At 59.8% G+C, this 21,490-nt stretch carries 21 protein-coding genes; 19 read left to right on the forward strand and 2 right to left on the reverse strand.

Translation table 11 applies throughout. The features are described 5' to 3' along the window. The first annotated feature begins 4 nt into the window (after positions 1-4). The 9 genes from argS to H9L06_RS11065 all read left to right on the forward strand — a co-directional run bounded on the left by argS (position 5) and on the right by H9L06_RS11065 (position 11,203). Positions 5-1,684 (forward strand): arginine--tRNA ligase, encoded by a 1,680-nt coding sequence (gene argS, locus H9L06_RS11025; RefSeq protein WP_187555203.1) that lies wholly within the window; start codon positions 5-7, stop codon positions 1,682-1,684. Positions 1,685-1,688: 4 nt separating this feature from the next. Beyond that, positions 1,689-2,435, forward strand: a complete 747-nt coding sequence (locus H9L06_RS11030) for an LmeA family phospholipid-binding protein (protein WP_187555204.1) — start codon at positions 1,689-1,691, stop codon at positions 2,433-2,435. Positions 2,436-2,497: 62 nt separating this feature from the next. Further along, entirely contained in the window at positions 2,498-3,904 is a 1,407-nt protein-coding gene (lysA, locus tag H9L06_RS11035; protein ID WP_187555205.1) for a diaminopimelate decarboxylase, read from the forward strand. 32 nt (positions 3,905-3,936) lie between these two features. Continuing rightward, positions 3,937-5,247, forward strand: a complete 1,311-nt coding sequence (locus tag H9L06_RS11040; RefSeq protein ID WP_187555206.1) for a homoserine dehydrogenase — start codon at positions 3,937-3,939, stop codon at positions 5,245-5,247. Beyond that, the gene (gene thrB / locus H9L06_RS11045) at positions 5,244-6,200 is read left to right on the forward strand and encodes a homoserine kinase (RefSeq protein WP_187555207.1); all 957 of its coding nucleotides are present in this window, start codon (positions 5,244-5,246) and stop codon (positions 6,198-6,200) included. The genes H9L06_RS11040 and thrB overlap by 4 nt, the downstream gene beginning before the upstream one ends. Positions 6,201-6,320: 120 nt before the next feature. After that, positions 6,321-8,150, forward strand: a complete 1,830-nt coding sequence (locus H9L06_RS11050) for a hypothetical protein (protein WP_187555208.1) — start codon at positions 6,321-6,323, stop codon at positions 8,148-8,150. Between the two features lie 11 nt (positions 8,151-8,161). Further along, positions 8,162-9,235: a peptide chain release factor 1 gene (prfA, locus tag H9L06_RS11055; protein WP_187556496.1), complete on the forward strand. Its 1,074-nt coding sequence runs from the start codon at positions 8,162-8,164 to the stop codon at positions 9,233-9,235. Between the two features lie 10 nt (positions 9,236-9,245). Then, entirely contained in the window at positions 9,246-9,794 is a 549-nt protein-coding gene (locus H9L06_RS11060) for a GNAT family N-acetyltransferase (protein ID WP_187555209.1), read from the forward strand. Beyond that, positions 9,791-11,203: an MFS transporter gene (locus tag H9L06_RS11065; RefSeq protein WP_187555210.1), complete on the forward strand. Its 1,413-nt coding sequence runs from the start codon at positions 9,791-9,793 to the stop codon at positions 11,201-11,203. The genes H9L06_RS11060 and H9L06_RS11065 overlap by 4 nt, the downstream gene beginning before the upstream one ends. Positions 11,204-11,242: 39 nt before the next feature. On the opposite strand, the gene epsC is transcribed toward H9L06_RS11065, so the two are convergent. Together epsC and cysK are read right to left on the reverse strand one after the other, a co-directional pair. Then, on the reverse strand, positions 11,243-11,839 hold the full coding sequence (epsC, locus tag H9L06_RS11070) for a serine O-acetyltransferase EpsC (protein ID WP_187556497.1): 597 nt from the start codon (positions 11,837-11,839) through the stop codon (positions 11,243-11,245). Next, positions 11,809-12,744: a cysteine synthase A gene (cysK, locus tag H9L06_RS11075; protein ID WP_187555211.1), complete on the reverse strand. Its 936-nt coding sequence runs from the start codon at positions 12,742-12,744 to the stop codon at positions 11,809-11,811. The genes epsC and cysK overlap by 31 nt, the downstream gene beginning before the upstream one ends. A gap of 139 nt (positions 12,745-12,883) precedes the next feature. On the opposite strand from cysK, the gene prmC reads away from it, so the two are divergent. The 10 genes from prmC to H9L06_RS11125 all read left to right on the forward strand — a co-directional run bounded on the left by prmC (position 12,884) and on the right by H9L06_RS11125 (position 21,474). Then, positions 12,884-13,798 carry a peptide chain release factor N(5)-glutamine methyltransferase gene (gene prmC / locus H9L06_RS11080; protein ID WP_187555212.1) on the forward strand — a complete coding sequence of 305 codons (915 nt, stop codon included), beginning with the start codon at positions 12,884-12,886 and terminating at the stop codon, positions 13,796-13,798. 11 nt (positions 13,799-13,809) lie between these two features. Continuing rightward, positions 13,810-14,523, forward strand: coding sequence for an L-threonylcarbamoyladenylate synthase (locus tag H9L06_RS11085; protein WP_187555213.1), 714 nt, complete (start codon positions 13,810-13,812; stop codon positions 14,521-14,523). Beyond that, positions 14,520-15,737, forward strand: a complete 1,218-nt coding sequence (locus H9L06_RS11090; protein ID WP_187555214.1) for an MraY family glycosyltransferase — start codon at positions 14,520-14,522, stop codon at positions 15,735-15,737. The genes H9L06_RS11085 and H9L06_RS11090 overlap by 4 nt, the downstream gene beginning before the upstream one ends. Then, complete coding sequence (locus tag H9L06_RS11095) at positions 15,734-16,201, forward strand: Cg1360 family ATP-synthase-associated protein (protein WP_187555215.1); 468 nt, start codon at positions 15,734-15,736, stop codon at positions 16,199-16,201. The genes H9L06_RS11090 and H9L06_RS11095 overlap by 4 nt, the downstream gene beginning before the upstream one ends. Before the next feature lie 173 nt (positions 16,202-16,374). Continuing rightward, the gene (gene atpB, locus H9L06_RS11100; protein ID WP_246454394.1) at positions 16,375-17,178 is read left to right on the forward strand and encodes a F0F1 ATP synthase subunit A; all 804 of its coding nucleotides are present in this window, start codon (positions 16,375-16,377) and stop codon (positions 17,176-17,178) included. A gap of 54 nt (positions 17,179-17,232) precedes the next feature. Beyond that, complete coding sequence (atpE, locus tag H9L06_RS11105; protein ID WP_187555217.1) at positions 17,233-17,460, forward strand: ATP synthase F0 subunit C; 228 nt, start codon at positions 17,233-17,235, stop codon at positions 17,458-17,460. A 37-nt stretch (positions 17,461-17,497) separates the two neighbouring features. Beyond that, complete coding sequence (locus tag H9L06_RS11110; protein ID WP_187555218.1) at positions 17,498-18,052, forward strand: F0F1 ATP synthase subunit B; 555 nt, start codon at positions 17,498-17,500, stop codon at positions 18,050-18,052. Further along, positions 18,052-18,828, forward strand: coding sequence for a F0F1 ATP synthase subunit delta (locus tag H9L06_RS11115; RefSeq protein WP_187555219.1), 777 nt, complete (start codon positions 18,052-18,054; stop codon positions 18,826-18,828). Before H9L06_RS11110 ends, H9L06_RS11115 begins: the two co-directional genes overlap by 1 nt. 56 nt (positions 18,829-18,884) lie before the next feature. Continuing rightward, positions 18,885-20,510, forward strand: a complete 1,626-nt coding sequence (atpA, locus tag H9L06_RS11120; protein WP_187555220.1) for a F0F1 ATP synthase subunit alpha — start codon at positions 18,885-18,887, stop codon at positions 20,508-20,510. Between the two features lie 79 nt (positions 20,511-20,589). Continuing rightward, complete coding sequence (locus H9L06_RS11125; RefSeq protein WP_187555221.1) at positions 20,590-21,474, forward strand: F0F1 ATP synthase subunit gamma; 885 nt, start codon at positions 20,590-20,592, stop codon at positions 21,472-21,474. Positions 21,475-21,490 lie beyond the last annotated feature (16 nt).

Genomic DNA, 21,490 nt, shown 5'->3' on the forward strand with positions numbered 1-21,490 from the left:
CCTTGTGACGCCACAAGAACTCTCCCAGGCACTTGCCCAAATTCTCGCTGATAACTTTGCCGCGCGCGGTGGCGATGCCGCGACGATTGAGGTGACCGAGCAGGACACCCAGGTTGAGCGACCGAAGAACCGAGAGCACGGCGACTGGGCCTCCAACGTGGCTATGAAGTTCGCGAAGCGCGTCGGCACGAATCCGCGCGCACTGGCAGAAGAGATTGTCGCTGAGACCTCGAAGATCGACGGCGTGGCCAAAGCTGAGATCGCGGGCCCAGGATTCATCAACATCACGCTCGACGCGGCAAGTGCAGGCGAAACGGCACGTCGTGTCATCGAGCAGGGCGAGGCGTACGGTCGAGGCGATGCACTCGCGGGCCAGAACATCAACCTGGAGTTTGTGAGCGCGAACCCCACGGGGCCACTGCACATGGGGCACACCCGTTGGGCGGCACTTGGCGATTCAACCGCGCGAGTGCTCCGTGCTGCGGGTGCGAAGGTCACCAGTGAGTATTACATCAATGATGCGGGCGCGCAGATGAACAAGTTTGGTCGCTCGGTGCTCGCCGCTGCGTTGAACGAAGAGGCGCCGGAGGACGCATACCCGGGCGAGTATATTCAAGAACTGGGCCGCAAGGTGCTCGCACAGGAACCGAAGCTCGTCGAACTAGCGGCGCACGATCGCGAGGCAGCCCTCGAGCTCGCTCAAGAACTTGGGTACCAACAGCAGCTCGCAGAGATCAAAGACTCGCTCGAGCGCTTCAACGTGCATTTCGACGTGTACTTCTCAGAGCGCACGCTCCACGCTGCTGGTCCGAATGGCGAGCCTAGCCCGATTGAGGCGGCAGTTGGCCGACTGCGCGAGCAGGGGCACGTGTTTGAAGAAGACGACGCAATCTGGGTGCGCACAACTGACTTTGGTGATGACAAAGACCGCGTGTTCACGCGTGGCAACGGCATCTACACCTACTTTGCCGCAGACGCTGCCTACTACCTCACGAAGAAAGACCGTGGGTTCGGCGAGAAGATCTACCTCCTCGGTGCAGACCACCACGGATACATTGGTCGCCTCACCGCGATTGCGGGCGCCGCGGGCGACAACATCGAGACCGATATCACCGTGCTCATTGGGCAACTGGTGAATCTCAACGGTGCCAAGCTCTCGAAGCGTGCGGGCAACATTATCGAGCTCGATGACCTGCTCGAGTGGCTCGGTTCCGACGCATTGCGCTACTGGTTGGCGCGCTACCCAGCTGATTCGCCGCTTGCCCTCGATGGTGAGAAGGTGCGCAGCCGTACGAACGATAATCCGGTCTTCTACGTGCAGTACGCGCACGCGCGCACCTGTGCGGTGGATCGCAATGCTGCGGCAGCAAATATCGCCCGCGATGCGTTCGTCCCAGAGCTGCTTACGCACGAGACAGAAACGGAACTGCTCGGCAAACTGCAGCAGTACCCCGGCATCGTCGCGGGTGCGGCTGAGCTTCGCGAACCACACCGTATCGCGAGGTTCCTCGAGGAGTTGGCTGCCGCATATCACCGCTGGTACGACAACTGCCGCGTGATCCCGCTCGGCGACGAGCCGGTGACCGACCTGCATCGTACGCGCCTGTGGCTCAATGACGCTGCACAACAGGTGCTCCGGAATGGGCTTGATTTGCTCGGCGTGTCAGCACCGGAGCGGCTCTAACGCAATGCCTCGGTGGGGGAAGGCGCTCCTTGTCTTCGCGGCATTGCTCATCGTGCTGGCCGGCGTCGGCGAAATTGGTCTGCGCAGTGTCATACCCGGCATAGTGCAGAGCCAAGTTCGTGACAAACTGAATCTCCCCAAGAGCCACCCGGTATATGTCGAACTCGGTGGATCGGCGCTACTTCATGCGATCCAGGGAGGTGTCGGCAACATTGATGTTGAGGTGCCTGATGCTCCGGTGGCAGAAGGCGTTGAGGCGACACTGTCTTTGCACGCTGATCGGATTCCGTTCGCGGTGACCTCAGGAGAGATGCGAGGAGCGACCGCCTCGGTATACGTTCCGTCGGCGAAACTGAGCAGTGTGATTTCGACGCTCACGAGCGGGCTTGCTGATGAGGGGCGCACGCTTGGCGGAACGCTCATTGTTGGTAAGACGATTGAGGCGTTTGGGTTCTCGGTACCGCTCGAAGGTACGCTCAAGCTTTCGGCAATCGATGGTGACGTTCAAGTCACCCCTACTGGTCTGTCGGCCGTGGGGTTCGACCTGAATACCGACCAGATTGTCGCGGCGACCGGCGGCCTGCTTGAGCCTCTGCTTTCACCGCGAGTGATTTGCATTGCCGACCAGATACCCCAGGGTGTCTCGCTCGAGAAGATCGACGTGGCGACCGGCGGGGTGCGCGTCGACGTTGCTCTCGTCGACGACTTCCTGTCGAACCCCGCCCAACTCGAGCTCGGCACCTGTGAATAGGGCTAAGGCTCACTAGAATCTATCTTTGGGCTTAGAACCTGCCCATACTTCGAGGAGAACACATGACCGAGCAGCGGCACGTAGACGTTAACGGAATCGATGATCGCGTGTTTCCGAAGGGTGCCCGGCGCGGACGTGAGTGCCGCCAACTCAAGCTCGGAGGAATTCGGGCGACCGAACTTGTTGAGCAGTTTGGCTCGCCGCTCTACGTTGTCGACGAGGATCAAACGCGCGCAACGGCCCGCGAGATTCGAGATGCATTACGGTCAGAAGCGCAACGCATCGGCACTGACGCGAAGGTGTATTACGCGAGCAAAGCGTTTCTTTGCGTCGAGGTAGCACGTTGGATGGACGAGGAAGGTCTGCCAATCGACGTTGCGAGTGGCGGCGAGCTCGCTGTGGCGCTTGCCGCGGGTGTGGATCCACAAAATATTGGCTTTCACGGTAACAACAAATCTGAGGCCGAAATCGCGCGTGCGATCGAGGTGGGCATCGGCACGATCATCATCGACAGCGAGATTGAGGTGGAGCGAATTGCTGCCGCGGCATCGGCTGCGGGCCGCACTCAGTCGGTTCGGCTGCGCGTAAATAGCGGAGTGCACGCTTCGACTCACGACTATCTCGCTACCGCTCACGAAGACCAGAAGTTTGGAATGCCGCTTTCAGAAGCGCCAGCGATGGTGCGAAAGATCGTGGCACATGAGAACCTGAACTTTTTGGGTCTGCACTGCCACATCGGTTCGCAGATTTTTGCCACCGAAGGGTTCCGCGAGTCAGCGGAGCGACTGCTCAGCGTCTACGGCGAGCTTTCTGAGATTACCGGTGGCCCGATCGCCGAACTCAACCTCGGGGGAGGGTTCGGCATCGCGTACACACCCGATCAGGCAGGGGAAGCGCCTGACGTGCGAGAGATCGCGCGTCAACTCGCCGACATTGTGAAGCAGGCATGTGATGATGCAGGGCTCCCTCTTCCGAAGCTCGCCTTTGAGCCTGGTCGAGCGATCGTGGGGCAGTCTGGCGTCACGCTCTACACCGTCGGCACCACAAAGCGAGTGCAACTTGCCGGAAGTGATGCGGCGGCCGACCCCGCAGATCACGGGTATGGTGAACGCATCTACGTGAGTGTCGACGGCGGCATGAGCGACAATGCTCGACCAGCGCTCTACGGTTCTGATTACCACGTGCGCATCGCGAACCGTGTCAGCGATGCTGAGCCCGCACTCGTGCGAGTCGTCGGCAAGCACTGCGAATCTGGCGACATTGTTGTGTACCGTGACGAGCTACCGGGCGATGTTTCGCCCGGTGATGTGCTGGCTGTCGCAGCAACCGGAGCATACTGCTGGTCGCTCTCGAGTAATTACAACTATGTTCCAAGGCCACCGGTGGTCGCGCTTCGAAATGGAGAAGCACGTATCATCGTCAGGGGCGAGACAGAGAACGACTTACTCGCGCTCAGCGTGACAGAGTAGGCGAGTAGGCCTAGAAAGATACGGAGTTTTACGTGAACGGATACCGCGATCTTCGCGTTGCCCTGCTGGGAAGTGGATCAGTTGGAGCGCAAGTGGCCCGACTCATTCTCGAGAACGGCGACGAACTTGCAGCTCGTATTGGTGCTCGCCTGACACTCGCAGGAATCGCGGTGCGCAATCTCGACGCAAAGCGCGACGTTGACCTGCCGCGCGAACTCTTCACAACTGACGCTGAGCGTTTGGTGCAGGGCTCCGACATCGTGATTGAGCTCATGGGCGGCATCGAGCCGGCTCGCACTCTCATTCTTCAGGCGCTCGAAGGCGGTGCCGATGTGGTTACCGCGAACAAGGCGCTCATCGCCGCGCATGGTCGCGAGCTCACAGATGCAGCTGACCAGGTCGGAGCACAGTTGCTCTATGAAGCGTCGGTTGCAGCAGCGATCCCGATTTTGCGCCCGCTGCGCGAAAGCCTCGCTGGCGACCACATTACCCGGGTGATGGGTATTGTGAACGGTTCGACGAACTACATTCTCGACCGTATGGATCGATTTGGTGAGTCAACAGAAAGCGCAATGCGCTTGGCGAGCGACCTCGGCTTTCTCGAGGCAGACCCGACGCTTGACGTCGAGGGGTTCGACGCAGCTCAGAAGGCGACCATTCTTGCGAGCATTGCCTTCCACACCGAAGTTCCCGACAGTGCGGTGTACCGCGAGGGCATCACCGGTGTCACGCTCGACCAGATCGAGGCGGCAAAGAGCGCGGGCTTCGTCGTGAAGCTGCTTGCAGTTGCTGAGCGCCTCAATGCAGCGGACGGAACCGAGGGTGTTTCGGTGCGTGTCTACCCGGCATTGATCCCGCGGGAACATCCCCTCGCTGCGGTGCACGAGGGCAAGAATGCGGTATTTGTTGAGGCAGAATCTGCTGGCGAGCTTATGTTTTATGGTGCGGGCGCTGGCGGCAAGGAGACCGCTTCGGCTGTGCTTGGCGATCTAGTGTCGGTTGCGCGCAGGCACGTCATCGGCGGCCCGGGAATCCCGGGATCCACCCACGCGGAATTGCCAGTGCTGCCAATCGGTGAAGTGCTCACCGCGTACCAAATCATGCTTGAGGTGCGTGACGAACCGGGCGTGCTCGCACGCATCGCGGGCATCTTGTCAGCGCACGGCGTTTCGGCCGCAAGCGTTGAACAGAACATTTCGGCCGGAGCCGAGGGAAGCGCGCTGCTCACCATCGGCACCCACGAGGCTCGCGAGGCAAACCTCGCAGAAACCGTCGAAGAGCTTCGAAACGACGCTGCAGTTTCACAAGTTTTGAGTGTCATTCGTCTCGAGGGCCGAGCATGAGCTTCAGCTCTAGGGCACTCCGGATACATGTTCCCGCGACCAGCGCAAACCTCGGACCAGGGTTCGACACCCTCGGGCTCGCGCTAGCCTACGGTGACGAGCTCACTGTAGTAACGCGTGAAGAGCCGGGTGCCCACGTCACCGTTCAAGGTGTGGGCGCGGGCGAGATTGAAACCGACGAAACTAACCTTGTGGTGCGGTCTGCGGCGTATGTATTTGAGCGACTCGGACGGGTACTTCCGGGGCTTGAGATCGAGGCGAACAACCGCATTCCGCACGGTCGCGGCATGGGATCATCCGGATCCGCGATCGTCGCCGGGGTCATGATTGCAGCGGGCCTTCTCGCGAGCGACCCAGACGATCCACTTGAACTCACCGAGGATCAACTGTTGGCCTATGCGACCGACCTCGAGGGGCACCCCGATAACGTGGCGCCCGCGCTCTTCGGCGGTCTCACTATCGCGTGGACTAATGAAGACGGCCCGCGTTTCAAGCGGCTGCTCGTGCACCGCGGTGTCGCGCCGCTTGTGCTTGTTCCGACCTTCACCATGTCGACGCAGCACGCCCGCAGTTTGCAGCCTGAGCATGTGCCTCACGAGGACGCAGTGTTCAACCTCTCGCGTTCGGCCCTGCTCATTGCAGCGCTCACGCAAAGCCCCGAGTTGCTGCTCGAAGCCACCGAGGACCGCCTTCACCAGAGCTACCGTGGGGAAGCAATGCCAGCGACCCGTGACCTGGTGCGAGCATTGCGCGCGGCGGGCCACCCCGCCGTTGTTTCGGGGGCTGGGCCGTCGATTCTCGTGCTCTCGAATGGGCCCGCGGAGCGACTTGCGGCGTCAGATCTCGTCGGTGAAATCGCGCCCGAATGGCGGGTTCTCACGCTCGCTATCGATATCAAGGGTGCTACAGTAGAAGAGATCCCGGTCGATTCAGCGTTCTCTTCGCGAGTCTGATGCCGCTTCGTCGGTAGGCCAGATCGATTTCCCAGCACGGATTCACATCCGAGCTTTCCGCACATGTGTGCATGTTTGTGGCTGTGTAGCCCAAACCAATAACGTTCCGAAAGGATAACCGTGGAACTTAATCCAGAAGAAACCACACCCGCAGCCGAAGGCGCAGAAAACCAAGAGGCCGCAGCGCCGGTTCGTCGCCGGGCATCGCGGCGCGCAACGGCCGCCGCGGGCGCTGCGACTGACGTCACGGTCACTACGACCGAAGCGCCAGCGGCAACAGAGGCCCCCGCAGCAACAGAGGCTCCCGCAGCAGAATCGGCAGAAGCAGTAGAAGCTCCCGCAGCTCCGAAGCGCGCGACCCGTTCGCGTAAGAAGGTAGAGCCCGCAGCTGAAGAAGCTGCTCAGACCGAGCAGACGAGCACCTCCGCAGGAGAAGCGGCCTCTGAGGCTCCCGCAACGGAAGCGCCGAAGAAGCGTGCGACTCGCTCGCGTAAGAAGCCAGAAGCTGTGACCGAGGCGCAGGCCGACGCAGCCCAGGCTGATTCAGCTGCGGCAGAGCCCCAGCAGTCGGAGTCGAAGAAGTCTGAGTCGAAGCAGGCCGAGTCGAAACAGACCGAGACGGAGCAGGGTAGCTCGAGCGAGGTTACAGCAGAAGGCTCGGCTGTTGAAGAGCAGCAGGAGACGTCGAACGGTCGCCGCTCACGCCGCCGCTCAAATGCTGCAGATAAGTCTGACAAGTCGGAAAAGGCTGAGAAGTCTGACCGCCCAGATGCTGCGGAGCCGGCTGAGAAGTCTGACGAAGATTCGAGCGATCAGGCAGGCGACGAGGGCAAGTCCCGCGGTCGTAACAAGCAAGACAAGCAGGATAACGGTAAGCAGGACAACTCGAAGTCTGATGCTGACAAGCAAGAGGGCAACTCTCGCTCAAGCCGTACCCGCCAGCGAGACCGCAAGCGCCGCGGCGGCGACGACCACGAGGTCGAGATCACCGAAGACGACGTTTTGCTTCCGATTGCCGGTATCCTCGACGTTCTCGATAACTATGCGTTTGTACGCACCAGCGGGTACCTTCCTGGTGTTTCCGACGTGTACGTTGCCCTTGGTCAGGTCAAGAAGTACGGCCTGCGTCGCGGCGACGCAATTGTCGGCGCGATCCGCCAGCCACGCGAGGGCGATGGCGGCGGCCGACAGAAGTACAACGCGATCGTGAAGATCGATTCGGTGAACGGCAAGCCCGTCGAGGAGACCGAGAAGCGCCCCGACATTGCCGACATGACGGCGATCTTCCCGCAGCAACCACTGCGTTTTGCGCAGGCTGGTAGCAAGAGCCTTGGCGCCGAGATCGACAAGCATGCTCCGATGGGACTCGGCCAACGTGCACTCCTAACGCTTCCCGCCAAGACCTCATCAACTAAGGTGCTCGCAGACCTCGCCACTGCAGTTACCGCTGGCGCACCTGACGCTCATCTCGTTGTCGTCGCAACGAACACCAGGCCAGAAGAGGCGACGCATCTGCAGCGCTCGGTGAGCGGTGAAGTGGTTGCCGCGACGTTTGATCGAGCACCTGAAGACCAGGTTACGATCGTGGAGCTCGCGGTAGATCGCGCGCGCCGCCTCGCCGAACTAGGCCACGACGTTGTCGTGCTGCTCCACTCTTTGAGCGATCTTGCTCAGGCTTACGAACAGCACAATCAGGGTGGCCGCACCACTCCTGAGGCCGCGCGTGCGCAGGCAATCACTCAGGTGAAGAACGTGCTTGCTGCTGCTCGCAATCTCGAAAATGGTGGCTCGCTGACGTTGGTCGCTACCGCTCGCACTAAGAGCGGATCGGCGTTCGATAAAGAACTGCTGCGCGAGATTCGCCCCGTTGCGAACAGTGTTGTAAAGGTTACCGGTACCGGCAACGAGCTTGAGGTTGACGCCGAGAAGTCGTACACAATCTCGTTCTAATTGGAGGCATGGTGTTCGAACAGGTTGAAGGGCTGCTAGAAGAGCACGCTCGTCTGCAAGACGAACTCGCAGACCCTGCTCTGCACGCTGACGCTGCCCGCGCGAAAAAGGTGAATCGTCGGTACGCAGAGCTCAGCAAGATCAAGGCTGCGCACGAGCACTGGGTGCAGCTTGGCGACGACCTCGAGGCAGCGCGTGAACTCGCGAAAGAAGATGAGGCGTTTGCTGAAGAGGTTCCAGAGATGGAGACCGCTCTCGCCGAGGCGCAAGAGAAGGTGCGACGCTTACTTATTCCGCGGGACCCTGACGACGCGCGTGATGTAATCCTTGAGATCAAGGGTGGAGAAGGTGGAGCCGAATCTGCTCTCTTCGGCGCTGATCTGCTGCGCATGTACATGCACTACGCGGAGTCGAAGGGTTGGAAGACTGAGATCCTCGAAAAAGACGAGAGCGATCTCGGCGGCTACAAGAATGTGCAGATCGCGATCAAGTCGAACGCAAGCGATCCCTCGCAGGGCGTTTGGGCTCACCTGAAGTTTGAGGGTGGCGTGCATCGCGTGCAGCGCGTCCCGGTGACGGAGTCACAGGGACGGATCCACACCTCGACGACCGGTGTGCTCGTGTACCCAGAGGTCGATGAGCCAGAAGAAGTCGAGATCAGTCAGAACGACCTGAAGATCGATGTGTACCGTTCATCTGGCCCCGGCGGGCAGTCGGTGAATACGACTGACTCAGCGGTTCGCATTACCCACTTGCCGACCGGCATTGTGGTTGCGATGCAGAACGAAAAGTCGCAGTTGCAGAACCGAGAGGCTGGAATGCGAGTGCTGCGTGCCCGTCTGCTCGCGAGACTGGCAGAAGAGGCTGCAGCAGAGGCGAGCGCGCATCGGTCGAGTCAGATTCGCACGATGGATCGCTCGGAGCGCATTCGCACCTACAACTTCCCAGAGAACCGAATTGCAGACCACCGCACGGGGTACAAGGCCTACAACCTTGATCACGTGATGAACGGCGCCCTCGACCCGGTAATCGAATCGTGCATTCGAATGGACGAGGAGGAGCGCCTCAAGGCACTCGGCCAGTAAGGTGTGGAGTATGACGGAAGATGTGCTCCCCTCTGAGCCCCTAGTAGGGCCGTTAGTTTCATTGCGTGCACCCGTCCAGGGTGACCTTGAGTCGCTCGTTGCTATCCTCGCAGAACCAGAGGTGTCGCTCTGGTGGGTGGGCTACACACCTGAGCGAGTGCGGGAAGAGTTCATTTCTTCGCCTAAGATCACCCGCATCATCGAAGTTGAGGGGGAGTGCGCGGGCGCGCTCTATGTGCTCCGGGGCGACGACCCCGAGTATCCGACAACGGTCATGCACCTCTTCATCGGCACGCGCTTTCGGGGCCGTAGGATCGGCGAGGAGGCGCTTGCGCTTGCGATCCGCCACGAATTTGCGAATGGAATTACGCGGGTGACCCTCGACCCGAATGTTGGCAACGAGGGAGCTATTCGCAGCTACGAACGTATGGGGTTTCGTCGCATTGGTGTGCTTCGCGACTACCAGGTACGACCCGGTGGTCACCTCGAAGACGCGCTCTTTCTTGACCTCACACGCAGTGATTTTCCCGATGGCCCACCATTGCCGGTGCGCGCGTGAGCCGTACAAAGTCGATTCTGCCGTGGGTGGTCTGGGGCACCGCCGTGGCACTCTACTCGATCGCAATTATCAACAGGTCGTCGCTCTCGGCGCTTGGCCCCGCGGCACAGCATCATTTCGACATTGATGCGTCGGTTCTTGCGACGTTTCCGGTAATTCAGCTGATTGTGTACGCTGCCTGCCAGATTCCGGTGGGCATGCTGCTCGACCGGTTTGGTCCGAGCGTACTCATCATCATCGGCGCCGTGATGATGGGGCTCGGTCAGGTCGCGATGGCCCTCGTGAGCGACGTGAATATCGCGATTCTTGCTCGCATACTCGTTGGTGCGGGTGATGCCTGCACGTTTATTTGCGTCATGCGAATGGTTCCTGAATGGTTCCATCCGCGCCAGATTCCGACGGTGAGTCAGCTGACAGGTCTTGTCGGGCAGGCTGGCCAACTCATCTCTGTCACCCCACTCGCTCTGGTTGTTTCGGTCTTTGGTTGGGCAACGGGATTCCTTGGCATCGTTGCTGTCGGACTGCTGTTCACGATTCTTGGGTTCTTCGTGCTTCGTGACGCACCAGGAAGCCGCACTCTGCTCGAACGGGTGACCGGGAAGACCGGTGGAATTACCGAGAGATCCGCGAGGATTGGCAGCACGCCCGCGACAGCCGTGATGGCAGTGCCGCCGGCTACCGAGATGATCCCCGTGATCGGTGGATCGCGTCGGCGGAAGCAAGCCAGAGACGGCAACCCGAAAGAGGGTTTCATTGGGCGAATGCGACGACTGCTCTCGATTCCTGGGGTGCGTGCAGCCTTCTGGATCCACTTTGTTTCGCCATACGCGGCGAACACTTTCTTGCTGTTGTGGGGCACCCCGTTTCTCATGGGCGGCCTTGGACTGAGCGCGCCGGTCGCCGGTGGCCTGCTGAGCATTACGGTGGTGTCATCGATGCTGTCTGGACTCATCATGGGACCGGTCAGTTCGCGATTTGTAGAGCGACGGGTGTGGGTGGTCATTGGCATCACGCTGCTCATAGCAGTGACGTGGTCTGCCGTGATTTTCTGGCAGGGAATACCGCCGCAGTGGCTCATCATTGCCCTGCTCATCATCATTCCGCTAGGCGGACCAGCGTCGATGGTTGCCTTCGAGGTCGCCCGCTCGCACACTCCGCGCAGCTTCGCCGGGCTCAGCACGGGCACCGTGAATACTGGTGGTTTTATCGCGACGATCATCGCGGTTATGAGCATTGGCGTCGTACTCGATCTGCAGGGTGCCGGATCACCGTCAACCTACTCGCTCGACGCTTTTCAGCTTGCATTTGCAGTGCAGATACCAATTTGGGTGCTCGGGCTCGTGATGGTGATCATCGAAAGCCGACGCACCAAACGCTGGATGCAGACGCACGGCCGCACGCTGCGTTAGTTCGCGAGCGAGCTTGCCGTGCGGCCGCGACTTTCCTGTTTAGATGACGTAGAAGTCGGCCATGTCTGGGCGCTCGGCCCGAGGCGCACCACGGCGCGGGCGCCCGGTCGCGGGAATGCCCGTAAGCGTCGTCCAAGGTTCGGCGCCGCGCACAACAACCGCGTTCGCGCCAATAGCCGAGTCATGGCCTATTTCGATGGGACCGAGAAGTTTCGCGCCCGCGCCGATGACCACCCGGTCTCCCACCGTGGGGTGGCGCTTGCCGTGGTCGTGGCCGGTGCCGCCGAGCGTGACGCTGTGGTAGATAAGCACATCATCGCCGACCTCAGCCGTCTCCCCGATAACAACGCCCATGCCGTGGTCGATAAAGAGTCTGCGACCGATGGTCGCGCCTGGGTGGATCTCGATACCGGTAAAGAATCTGGTGAGCTGCGAAATGGCGCGGGGGAGGAACCGCATGCCACGGTTCCAGAGTCTGTGCGCGAAGCGGTGCCACCACACCGCGTGCAACCCTGAATAGACGAAAAACACCTCAGCAGCGCCGCGCGCAGCGGGATCGTGCGCGCGGGCTGCTGAGATGTCTTCTCGAATACGCTTGAAAATCGTTACACCTCGAGGTCTGCGTACAGTACCGATGAGAAGTAGCGCTCACCGAAGTCGGGGAGCACGACGACGATCTTCTTGCCCGCGTTCTCGGGGCGCTTCGCGACCTCGGTGGCCGCCCAAACAGCTGCGCCGCCAGAAATACCCGCGAGGATTCCCTCATCGGTGCCGAGTGCACGAGCCTTCTTGATTGCGTCTTCGTCTGCTACGTCGATGACCTCGTCGTATACATTCGTATCGAGTACCTCTGGAACGAAGTTTGCGCCGAGGCCCTGAATCTTGTGGGGGCCAGCCTGTCCTCCCGTAAGAATCGGTGAGCCGATTGGCTCGACGGCAACAATCTTGATCTCTGGGTTTTGCTCCTTGAGATACCCACCCGCGCCGGTGATCGTGCCACCCGTGCCGATTCCTGAGACGAGAATGTCAACGGTGCCGTCGGTGTCGTTCCAGATCTCGGGTCCGGTCGTTGCGCGGTGGATCGCGGGGTTGGCTTCGTTGCCGAACTGGTTTGCGAGGATCGAGCCCGGCGTATTGGCAACGATTTCCTTTGCCTTCTCGACCGCGCCCTTCATGCCGAGTGGTCCCTCGGTGAGGACGATCTCAGCGCCGTATGCGGCGAGCAGCTTGCGTCGCTCGATACTCATCGTCTCGGGCATGGTGAGGATCACCTTGTAGCCGCGCGCGGCGCCGACGAACGAAAGCGCGATGCCGGTGTTGCCGCTCGTTCCCTCGACGATCGTGCCTCCTGGCTTGAGAGCGCCCGACTTCTCAGCCGCATCAATGATCGCGATGCCAATGCGATCTTTCACGCTGCCTGCGGGGTTGTAGAACTCGAGCTTTGCGTAGACCTCAGCGGGTGCGTCTTCGGTGACGCGATTGAGGCGCACGAGCGGGGTGTTACCGAATGCCTGGGTGATGTTGTCGTAAGTCCGTGCCATGAGTGTTATTCCTTTGATGGATGCGGTTGTGAACTATGCCTTAACGTTATCGGAAGGTTTCTCAATACTTATACATGAGACACACTGTTACAACACAGCACGCGGGGGAGTATTCCCGCAGTGCGACGAAGTGTGCCTCATGCGAGAGAATAGAGAAGTGAACGCAGACGATCAACCTCTCACACGCATTATTCATGTTCTGGAGGCGGTGCGATCCACTCTCGAGACCGCCGGCATCGACGACCCCGGTGCCGATGCCGAGCTCATCATCGGTCATGTGCTGAAAGAATCGAGGGGTCGCGTTCAGGCCCTCGCCATTATGGGGGCCTCGCTCACCCAAGAGCAGTATGAGCGAGTTTTTGAACTCGCCAGTGTGCGGGCGGATCGGGTGCCGTTGCAACACCTCACGGGCGTCGCCCCGTTTCGCTCGCTTGAGCTACGCGTTGGTCCGGGCGTCTTTATCCCGAGGCCCGAAACCGAAACAGTGGCGCAGTTCGCCATCGACGCACTCATGATGGCACCGGCGGCAGAACCTATCGCGGTCGATCTCTGCACTGGCAGCGGGGCCATCGCCTTGTCAATCGCCCACGAGGTGCCCACTGCGAGGGTGTGGGCTGTCGAGAAGAGCGAGAACGCTCACGCGTGGGCCACCGAGAACGTCGCTAAGTATGGCGACGGCCGTGTCGAGCTCGTTCACGGTGACCTCGCCGAATTCGTGCCGGGCAGGCTTGCGCCTCAGCAACTCGAGGCAGGCGTACATGTTGTCGTCTCGAACCCTCCATACGTGCCCTCCGGGTCGATCCCGCGTGATCCTGAGGTTCGCGAGCACGATCCCTCGCTCGCGCTCTACGCGGGTGAAGATGGGCTCGACGCCATTCGAGTGATTAGTCGGGTCGCGGCGCCACTGCTCGTAGATGGTGGATCGCTCGTGCTCGAACACGCAGAAGGCCAGGGGGCTGCGATCCGCGACCTGCTCACCCGCGATGGCTGGCGTGCCGCAGCAACGCACCAAGATCTCACCGGGCGTGACCGTGCAACCACCGCCCTCAAGTAGAATTGCCGATTATGGCCGAGGTGTATAACTGCTCAGAACCCGCTCAAGTGCTCGAGGGAACGAGACTCGCTCGCCAAGCACTCGGTCGCGGAGAACTCGTCGTGATTCCTACCGACACCGTTTACGGTGTCGCGGCCGATGCGTTTTCGCCTGCTGCTGTGCAACGGCTACTTGAGGCCAAGGGGCGTGGAAGGCAATCTCCGCCTCCTGTGCTCATTCCAAACGTGGGCACACTCTCGGCGCTCGCCGCAGATGCTTCCGAGCCGCTGAGGCAACTCGCAGAGGCATTTTGGCCGGGCGCACTTACCGTTATTGTGCAGGCTAACCCGTCGCTCGACTGGGATCTCGGGGAAACGGGCGGCACTGTCGCACTTAGAATTCCCGGAAATCAGCTCACCCGTGAGTTGCTCCAGGAGACCGGTCCGCTCGCGGTTTCCTCCGCTAATAAGACCGGGGAGCCGGCTGCTGGAACTGCGGCTGAAGCGCTCGATGCACTCGGCGAATCTGTTGCCGTGTATCTCGACGGGGGAGAAGCGCGCGGACAGGCGTCGACGATCATCGACGCGACCAAGCTGGAGGCCGACGGAACGGGAACTGTCGCTGTGCTGCGCGCCGGTGCGATCACGGCTGATGCGATTCGTGAGGTACTCGTCGACGCAACTGTTGTCGAGGGGGCTGCTCCCGAACCGGCACTCCCGAAGCCCGCTGACCCTGAGGCTGAATGACCCCGGCTACCGTTCTCGTACTCGCGGTCGCGATTGGGGTAACCGCAGTCTCGTCGTATCTTGTGTTGCGGCTGGCAAGGCACTATGGGCTGGCGCCGCAACTTCGTGAGCGTGATGTGCATCGTGTGCCAACACCGCGGCTTGGTGGGGTGGCAATGTTTATTGGGCTCCTTGCAGCCTTTGGCGTTGCCGCAACGCAACCCGAATTCAGGCCACTGTTTAACGGCGATATGAAAATATGGGCGCTCATCGGTGCGTGCCTGCTTATCGCAGTCATTGGTGTGCTCGACGACGTGCTCGATCTTGACTGGATGATCAAGCTGGGCGCGCAGCTCCTCGCCGCCGGAGTGCTGGCGTGGAATGGCGTGCAAATAGTTTCGTTGCCGCTCGGAGACACACTCGTTATTGGTTCGCCCATCGTGAATTTTGTGCTCACTGTCTTCTTGATGACGCTGGTGATGAACGCGGTGAATTTTGTCGACGGGCTCGACGGGCTCGTCGCTGGTGTTGCGATCATTGCGAGCGCCACTTTTTATGTTTATACGCTGGTGCTCACGTCTCAAATGGGCCATGTAGTGTCGGTCACCTTCTCGAGCCTTATTGCACTCGTGCTGGTCGGCATCTGCCTCGGCTTTCTCCCGTTTAACTGGCACCGGGCAAAAATGTTTATGGGAGACACGGGCGCACTACTCGTTGGCTTACTCATGGCAACCTCGACCGTCTCGGTGACTGGTGAGGTGAATCCCGCAGCGCTCGATATTCAGCTTGTTCTTGCGAGCTATATTCCGATTATTCTGCCCGTTGCGGTACTTGCGCTGCCGCTCGCAGACTTCTCGCTCGCTGTGCTGCGTCGCGTGCGCGCGGGCAAGAGTCCCTTCGAGGCGGATCGCAGGCACCTGCACCACAGGCTCCTCGACATGGGCCACTCACCCATACAGGCGGTGCTTTTCTTCTATCTCGGAACTGCGGTGCTGTCGGTAGCTGGTCTACTCGTCTTCATCATGCGCGATTTCACGATTCCTCTTTTGGTACTCACCGTCGGTGGGGTCGTTGCGCTCTGTGTACTCTTCTTTCCAGTCAGCCGGATTCGTGCAGCCTGGGCGCAGAAGAGCTTGGTACCGTTGAAGCCATTCAGAAACCCGCAGCGAGTCTCCGCTGTTGAACTTGACCCGCACCCCACTGTGGCGTTGCCTAATCGAGAGGACTCCGAGTGACGGACGTCAGTAGCCCACAAGCGCAACCGGATAAGCCTCAGATGCCGAGTTCGCAGCCAATTCTGATGCGAGCAATGAAGTGGGGTGGCCTCGCAACGATCGGCCTCATGATTATCTTCGGGGTGATCGGCGCATTGGTTTCTGGCTCAACAGGGGTTATTGCCGGTGTGCTCGGTGCGGCATTCTCGGGTCTCTTCCTCATGCTCACGGTGGGAAGCATTGCATTTGCGAACCGATTTATCGCAAGCCCCTCGTATATTGCGCTCTTCTTCGGAATCGTGATGGGGAGCTGGCTCCTCAAATTCATCGTGTTTATCGTCGTATCGCTGCTCCTGCGAAACCAAGATTGGCTCAACCCGACAATTTTCTTTATCGCTGTGGTGTCCGGAGTAATTGTGTCACTGGTCGTAGACGTACTGGTGATAACGAAATCGCGCATACCTGTGGTGTCCGACCCACAATAGGTCTAAGATTTCGGTTTTCACTCAGCCACTTTTATTGATAGGCTGAGTCGTGTTCCCTACAGGGCTTACTTCTGGTGTGCCTTTGACTGGTGGGGGCACGAAATACCGTTCATACTGTGTAGCTTGCCAAGAGCCGCACCCGACTCAGGAGAATGGCGCTGTTCGCTAACGCTATGCAACTCGTTGCCCCAGGCTTCTTCGCAGCCGATGAGGGGGGCTTCCACCCACCCTCGATCGAAGAATTCTTCCCTCCGGCGATCTTCTTTGAAGGTACGCCGTTTGAGATGAACCGCATCATGCTCATTCGCGTGATCATGACCATCGTGCTTCTCGTGGTCTTCTACCTCGGTACACGCAATATGCGAATCGTGCCGGGCCGTTTCCAGTCACTTACTGAAATGGCACTTGATTTCATTCGAGTGAACATTGCTGAAGACCTGCTCGGCAAGGTCGACGGTCGTCGCTTCCTGCCTATCCTCTGCGCAATCTTCTTTATGATCTTTGCGTTCAACATCACCGGCATTATTCCTGGCTTCAACATCGGCGTTTCTGCAGTTGTTGGTGTACCGCTGGTGCTTGCTGTGGTTTCCTACATCACCTTTATTTATGCCGGTATCAAGAAGAGCCCGGGCAAGTTCTTTAAGAACTCCCTCTTCCCGGCTGGTGTGCCGAAGCCGTTCTACATTTTGGTGACACCGATCGAGTTCTTCTCGACCTTCATTCTGCGCCCGGTCACACTGACCTTGCGTCTCATGATGAACCTGGTGGTTGGTCACCTCTTGCTCGTGCTGTTCTTCAGTGCAACGTGGTTCTTCTTCTTCCAGGCAGAAGGCCTACTTAAGGGACTTGGTGTGCTTACCCTCGCGGTTGGTTTCGCCTTCACCCTGTTCGAAATCCTGGTGGCGTTCCTCCAGGCATACATCTTCACAATTCTCACAGGCGTCTACATCCAGCTCGCGCTGGCTGAAGAACACTAAAACCAAAACAGGGCACGACAACCGTCGCGCTCACAACGGAAGGAAACACCTACTGTGTCTGTTCTCGCTGAAGTTTCGGGTAGCATCTCGACAGTCGGCTACGGCCTTGCAGCAATCGGCCCGGCAATCGGCCTCGGCATCGTCGTTGGCAAGACCATTGAGGGCGTTGCTCGTCAGCCCGAGCTCGCCGGTCGTCTCCAGGTGCTCATGTGGATCGGTATTGCGTTCACCGAGGCGCTCGCGCTCATCGGTATCGCTACCCACTTCATCTTCACTGTCTAAGACGTCCACCTCTTTCTAGTCTCGAAAGGGAGGCTCGATGAATAACGCAGTACGTATCGCTGCGGAGCAGTCGGGGGAAGCCCGAAACATCCTGTTCCCAGAGGTGTACGACCTTGTGTGGTCTGCGCTGGTCTTCATCGTGATCCTCGTTGCGTTCTGGAAGGTGTTCCTGCCAAAGCTGCAGGTAATGCTTGACGCTCGCGCCGAGGCAATCGAAGGCAACATCGCTAAGGCTGACGAGGCGCAAGCTAAGGCCGAAGCTGCTCTACAGGAGTACACGGCTCAGCTCGCAAGCGCACGCCAGGAAGCTGGCGAGATCCGCGAGTCTGCACGCGCAGACGGTGCCAAGATCGTTGCGAAGGCAAAGGAAGACGCGACGACTGAACAGGCTCGCATTGCGCAGGCTGCTCAGGCTCAGATTGAGGCTGAACGTCAGTCCGCAATCGTCTCGCTCCGCAAAGACGTCGGTACCCTCGCAATTGACCTCGCCTCGGGCGTGGTTGGTGAGAGCCTCAGCGATGACAACAAGGCGTCGGCGCTCGTCGATCGATTCCTTGCTGACCTCGAGGCTTCGGAACAGGCGGCGAAGTAATGGGTAGCGCGTCACGCGAAGCACTCGCGGCGGCTCAGGCCTCGCTCAGTGGACTTCTCGGCAAGACTGTTGGCTCTGACTTATTAGCCGTCGCAGCGCAGCTCGACACGTCGCCAGCGCTCGTGAGTGCGCTCGCTGACTCGTCGCTCGCGGCCGAAGCTAAGACAGGCATTCTCAGTCGAGTATTCGGGAGCCTTTCCGATGGCGCGCGCTCAGTGCTCACCGCAGCCGTCACTCAGAACTGGTCGAGTGCTCCCGAGCTCGTTGACGGTATTGAGGAGCTCGGTATTCGTGCGCAGGCAGTCGCGAATTCAGAACTCGCTGATGAGCTTCTCGCCGCCACCGCCGTGATCGACGGCAGCCACGAGCTCGAACTCGAGCTTGGTAACAAGCTGGGAGATCCGAACGCTAAGGCCGGTCTTGCAGAGAAAATCTTCTCTGGAAAGCTCTCGGCAAGTGCGATGAACGTGATCACCTACTTTGTCGCGCACCCGCGTGGTCGTCGCGTGAGCGCCGCACTTCGTGAGAGTGCACGTACCGCGGCGGATCAGGGTGGTAGCGAACTCGCAACTGTCACCGTAGCCGCGCCGCTGAGCGATGCCCAGCAGCAGAAGCTTGCTTCGCTGCTTGAGCAGAGCGCAGGTCGTCCGGTGAAGGTCACCACCGTGGTCGATTCAGACCTAATTGGTGGCGTCCGCATTCAGATCGCCAACGATGTCATCGACGGAAGTGTTCGGGCTCGCCTGGATGACCTCCGCCAGCGGCTCGCTGCGTAGAGCACAACATAGTTACTTGCCGGAGATCCCTCTCCGGAACAGATAGAGGAAACGAAATGGCAGAACTCTCAATCAGCCCGGACGAGATCCGGAGTGCGCTGAAGGAATTCGCAGCGTCGTACGAGCCGGAGCAGGCAGGCAAGACCGAGGTCGGCACCGTCGTGGACGCCGCCGATGGTATCGCGCACGTCTCAGGACTCCCCGGCGTTATGGCAAACGAACTCATTCGTTTTGCGGACGGAACGCTTGGACTTGCACAGAACCTTGAGGAAGATCAACTCGGTGTTGTCGTGCTCGGACCATTCACGGGTATCGAGGAGGGCCAGCAGGTCACTCGCACCGGTGAAGTTCTCTCGGTCCCAGTGGGCGAGGGTTACCTCGGGCGTGTGGTGAACCCGCTCGGAACCCCAATCGATGGCCTGGGTGAAATCGCTGGTCTCGAGGGAAGCCGCGCACTAGAGCTTCAGGCTCCCGGCGTCATGCAGCGTAAGTCGGTACATGAGCCGCTGCAGACCGGCATCAAAGCAATCGATGCGATGATCCCCGTTGGCCGTGGCCAGCGACAGCTCATCATTGGCGACCGCCAGACCGGTAAGACCGCTCTCGCGATCGACACCATCATCAACCAGAAGGCAAACTGGGAGTCGGGCGACGTCAACAAGCAGGTTCGCTGCATCTACGTTGCTATCGGCCAGAAGGGCTCGACCATCGCTTCGGTGAAGGGCGCCCTCGAAGATGCAGGTGCGATGGAGTACACCACCATCGTTGCATCGCCAGCTTCTGATCCCGCAGGCTTCAAGTACCTTGCTCCCTACACCGGCTCGGCAATCGGCCAGCACTGGATGTACGCGGGCAAGCACGTACTCATCATCTTTGATGATCTGTCAAAGCAGGCAGAGGCATACCGCGCCGTGTCACTTCTCCTCCGTCGCCCACCAGGGCGCGAGGCGTACCCAGGTGACGTCTTCTACCTCCACTCCCGTCTGCTTGAGCGTTGTGCAAAGCTCTCTGACGAGCTTGGCGCAGGCTCGATGACCGGTCTTCCGATCATCGAGACGAAGGCGAACGACGTTTCGGCGTACATTCCGACCAACGTGATCTCGATCACCGACGGACAGATCTTCCTCCAGTCCGACCTCTTCAACGCTAACCAGCGCCCCGCGGTCGACGTGGGTATCTCGGTTTCGCGTGTTGGTGGCGACGCACAGGTGAAGTCGATCAAGAAGGTTTCGGGTACGCTCAAGCTTGAGCTCGCTCAGTACCGCGCACTTGAAGCATTCGCTATGTTCGCTTCAGACCTCGACGCAGCGAGCCGTAAGCAGCTCGAGCGTGGTGCCCGACTTACCGAACTGCTCAAGCAGCCACAGTACTCGCCGTACTCGGTTGAAGAGCAGACCGTTTCGATCTGGGCTGGCACAAACGGCCACCTCGACGACGTGCCGGTTGAAGACATCCTCCGCTTTGAGCGCGAGTTCCTCGACTACTTGGGGCGCAACTCCGAGGCGCTGAACACGCTTGCTTCAACCAACGTGCTTGACGACGACACCGTTGCTGAGCTTGTGAAGCAGATTGAAAAGTTCAGAAGCGAGTTCCGCACCGCCGAGGGCAAAGCCCTGAACGAGCAGTTCGAGGCACTTGACGAGGCAGAGATTCAGCAGGAGCAGCTGGTAGTTAAGAAGTAGTTGATCAGGTGGGGGCGTGAGCCCCCACCGATCCACAACTTCGCAGCACACCAGCCAGCCCAACCAGTACAGGAGAGACATGGGAGCGCAACTTCGGGTCTACCGGCAGCGTATTCGCTCTGCCCAGACGACCAAGAAGATCACGCGTGCGATGGAGCTCATCGCTGCCTCACGCATTCAAAAAGCGCGTGCACGTGTTGATGCCTCGACCCCTTACGCTCAGGCGATCACCCGGGCCGTGTCGGCCGTCGCAACACACGCGAACACCGACCACCCGCTGCTCACCGAAGCCGAGAAGGTCGACCGCGCAGCAGTAGTGATTTTCACCTCAGACCGCGGTCTTGCAGGCGCATTCAACTCGCAGGTGCTTCGTGAGGCGGAGGAGCTCAGCGAGCTGCTTCGCGCCGAAGGCAAGGAGATCTCGTACTACCTCATCGGCCGCAAGGCTCAGGGGTACTTCGCCTTCCGCCGTCGCGCTTCAGAGCGTGTGTGGATCGGTGACACCGAGAACCCCGTATTTGCGACAGCAAAGGAAGTTGCGGAGGCGCTCGTCGGAGCGTTCGAGCGACCTTCTGAAGACGGCGGTGTGCAGGAGATCCACCTCGTATACAACCGCTTCGTGAGCATGGTGACCCAGGAGCCTCAGGTTACGCGTCTGCTGCCGCTTCAGCTTGTGGAAGGCGTCGCTGAGAAGAGCGAAGTTAACCCGCTCTACGAGTTCGAGCCCGAGGCAGACGTGGTGCTCGACAAGTTGCTGCCCGACTACATCGAGTCACGCATTTTCAACGCGATGCTCGAGTCGGCAGCGGCGAAGCACGCAGCTACGCAGAAGGCTATGAAGTCGGCAAGCGACAACGCTGACACGCTCATTCGCGATTTCACCCGTCTTGCGAACAACGCACGTCAGGCTGAGATCACCCAGCAGATTTCCGAGATTGTGGGCGGCGCTGACGCGCTGTCCTAGAGCAAGTACGAAGAGA

Origin of the sequence: Leucobacter denitrificans, from assembly GCF_014396385.1 — a bacterium.
GTDB lineage: Bacteria > Actinomycetota > Actinomycetes > Actinomycetales > Microbacteriaceae > Leucobacter > Leucobacter denitrificans.